Source organism: Rhizobium ruizarguesonis (assembly GCF_012349115.1).
Taxonomy (GTDB): domain Bacteria; phylum Pseudomonadota; class Alphaproteobacteria; order Rhizobiales; family Rhizobiaceae; genus Rhizobium; species Rhizobium ruizarguesonis.
Window position 1 is genome coordinate 1 of record NZ_PQIG01000154.1, and the last position, 2,912, is coordinate 2,912.

A 2,912-nucleotide genomic window follows, 5' to 3' on the forward strand; every position below is an offset into this window, starting at 1 on the left:
AGCGCTCATGGGCGATCGAGGCGAAGCGCAACGAGCCGATGTTTTCCACCGGCCGGATGAACCCGAGATTGATCTGGACGAGGATAGAGTTGAACTCTTCCGCCCGAACAACTCCACCGCCGAGGGTCTGGCTCAACTGCAGTAGCGCCCCGCTGGCCTCGGTAGCGGACGTGCCGCCGACGCGGAGCGCAAGGGCGATGTTGTCTGCGAAGGTGACTATCTGCTGCTGAGATACGCCCAATTCCTTCTGGACGAGCGAAAGGCGGCTATAAAGCTGAACGAGTGTCTCGATGGGCGCAGCGTTTTTAGTAGCCGATGCGAACAGCGATTGGTAAACCTTCTCGAGCTCTGCGCCCGAAAGGCCGGCGACCTTCAGCGCGTTGTCGATGCTGGTCGCTGCTTCGCTCAGGGTCTTAAAACCTTGCACCCCGCCGATCAGTGCAAAAGCTCGAGCCGCGCCGGTGGTCAGCGTATTGAAGCCGCCGCTTATCTTTTTGTTGAGACCGGCGAAACGCGTCTCGATCGACTTCGCCGTTTTGTTGGTTTGGCCCATCGCGCGATTAAGCGAATTCTCATATTTTCGAATGTCGGCCGATAGGGACACGACCAGTTTTTCTAGGTCAGTGGCGGCCATTTAATCTCCTGGCGCGCGCGATCAAGCAGCCAAAGTGCCCGCCGCGCTGGTTTAAAAGGTCGAAATCGTCGGGCGCGACTGTGCTATCCCCCGGTGAGGCGTTCGTTTGGTTCATTGATTTTTCCTTTTGATTAAACTGCGAAAAGCGACAGGTCGCTCAAATCGGCGTCTTCGTATGAACTGCGGCCAGTGGCACCTTGGCGGCGACAAGGTCGATGATTGGCATAGGATGAAATTTCCAATTCGAGGTTATTCCGAAGAAGCGACCCCACGCTGGTCCAAGCCTTTTTATGGGAAATTGACGACCGACCGGGGGTGTGCGACTTTGGTGTGAAACGTGAGGGTCCGACAATGGTCGACATAGTCAGAGAAGGCTCTTTTAGAGATGGTTTCGAAGTTGGCTACAGAACCGTACGCGGGACAGCCGTAGCCCTTCCTAGTATTCCGGAACAACCTGTCACTCGCGGCAACAGCACACCGTTTCTGATGGGAGTGCGCAGAGGCATTGAGGGTGCCTTGGGTAAGGATATCGACGACTCGTCGCAGGACTAACGCCCAAAGCCACCCTCGCTCTTGATCGCATTCCGCTTGGAGTTGACTAACGACGCCGCTTACCGCGGCGAACTGTCGGCTGCCCAAACTCTTTCAGCGCCCACGGCTCGCCTTGCTCAGGGTGGCGCGGGATTTCGAGAAAGGCGTCGCCAAGTCGACGCCAAGCTGCCTCAGAATCCTCGATCGATGGACAGTGGTAGGCATCTATCTCGATTCCGAGCTCTGCCAGTTCGTTGAAGAAATCGTGGCCGCTGGAGAACACGAAAAACCGCTGGTCGAGCCATCGATCGAGCGGCGCCCTCCGACCTCATCCTCGAGAGCACGCCGAGCGTCGTGACATGTGCGCCGCGGTCCGCGATCGACACCTCGATGACATTGGCCCGTGCCACAATCCGCAAAGGCCTTGGTCCTGATCTATCCCGTGTTTCTTCAGTGGCCCGGAACGAGATAGACCAGCCGGTAAATTCGCCGAAGCGAGACCCGTGAAGCAATCTATCGCCCACGTCGGTGTGCGGGCAGTCGAGCTCCACCCGCAGCCCGATGTCGTCGCACCGGATGCGGAATGACCCATCATCGGTAGCAGCGACTTGCTGCAGAGGGTCGTGGTTGATCCATGCTGGCGTAACACGCGGGATGACCAGCTAGTGCGGTCGGAATACTTCGTCGAAACTAGGACGTACCGCGGATGGAACGTCCCACCGCAACGCGTAGCCTGAGACGGTGCGACTGACGGGGAGCCGATTCGGTGAACTACACTACAGGCCGCGCTTCTTCGCCTCGGCCGCCATCCGGGCTTTTGCCTTGGCAGCCGGTGTCTTTGCCAGACGCTCCTTTAGGATCTTGGCAATCTCGAACGGGTCGCTCGGCAGCATTTCACTCTTGCCGTTGACCACGGTTGAACGTCGCTCCTTGTCGAAGATCTCTCTGCGATCGTTAGCTTCGCGCATTGCCTTTCTCATCGCTGCAGCTCCTTTGGAATTTCAGCTTTGGCAACGAAACCAGCAACTGCAGCTTCGTGACGGCGCCGCCGAGTTCGATTGACTGGCGAAACGTCATCCAGCGAGATGAGGCAAAGCCGCGGGCGATGGCTTGCGACCACAGCAGCAGGACGTTGATGCCGGAATAGGCTTGGCCGTTGTGGCGCAGTGGCCGGCCGACCTCGGCTGTCGCATGTCCCGTCGTCCAGGGTTTGGTCCATGGCCGCACGCCGCCTTCGAGATCGGCGATGATCGTGTTGGTGATGCGGCTATAGATATCGGATCGTTGATTGGATTGCTGCCTGCTCATGTTGGAACCTCCGTTTCGAGGTCGCGGCCATCGCGACCTGCTACGGCGGTCCGAAAGCCGGGCGGCAAGCGGCGCCTGCACCCGCAGGGCCGAAACGCAGTGGAGGACGGCAAAGCCGTTGCCGGCGGCGCGAGCCTGGCAGGACCCAAAGCCGGGGCAGGACGCGATGGCCGCAATCTAAGGGGGAGGTTCTGATGGAGGCAGAAGCAGCAAGTCCGCGAGGTGGCGTCACGCCGCTCGCGTCACCGATGAACCGCAGCGCAGATCGTTTACCTCACCGGCCGCGCCAGTGAGCGGGCGATATCGACGATGTCGTCGCGCGAGGCGGTTGGATCGTCCTTGCTCCAGGCGACGCCGAGCCCGATCCTAAAGTCGATGCCCCTCACCGCCTTCAGCTCGAAGGCCCGGTTCGGCAGGCCCTCGGTCCATTCCGGCGCAA

3 protein-coding genes and 2 pseudogenes are annotated in these 2,912 nt (G+C 59.7%); all 5 read right to left on the reverse strand.

Annotation, left to right across the window (positions count from 1 at the left end):
- A partial coding sequence (locus C3Y91_RS37630; protein WP_174827235.1) for a tape measure protein occupies nucleotides 1-634 on the reverse strand: 634 nt, incomplete at its 3' end.
- Nucleotides 635-1,356: 722 nt separating this feature from the next.
- Entirely contained in the window at nucleotides 1,357-1,827 is a 471-nt protein-coding gene (locus tag C3Y91_RS38815) for an HK97 family phage prohead protease (RefSeq protein ID WP_168576457.1), read from the reverse strand.
- Between the two features lie 114 nt (nucleotides 1,828-1,941).
- On the reverse strand, nucleotides 1,942-2,133 hold the full coding sequence (locus C3Y91_RS37565) for a hypothetical protein (protein WP_168576456.1): 192 nt from the start codon (nucleotides 2,131-2,133) through the stop codon (nucleotides 1,942-1,944).
- A gap of 64 nt (nucleotides 2,134-2,197) precedes the next feature.
- Nucleotides 2,198-2,473, reverse strand: a pseudogene (locus C3Y91_RS37570) (ArdC-like ssDNA-binding domain-containing protein); the annotation flags it as partial.
- A 269-nt stretch (nucleotides 2,474-2,742) separates the two neighbouring features.
- Nucleotides 2,743-2,912, reverse strand: a pseudogene (locus tag C3Y91_RS37575) (LysR family transcriptional regulator); the annotation flags it as partial.

Coding starts and splice junctions, on each gene's coding strand:
- C3Y91_RS37565 (WP_168576456.1), bottom strand. CDS start 2,133: ATGCGCGAAGCTAACGATCGCAGAGAGATCTTCGACAAGGAGCGACGT.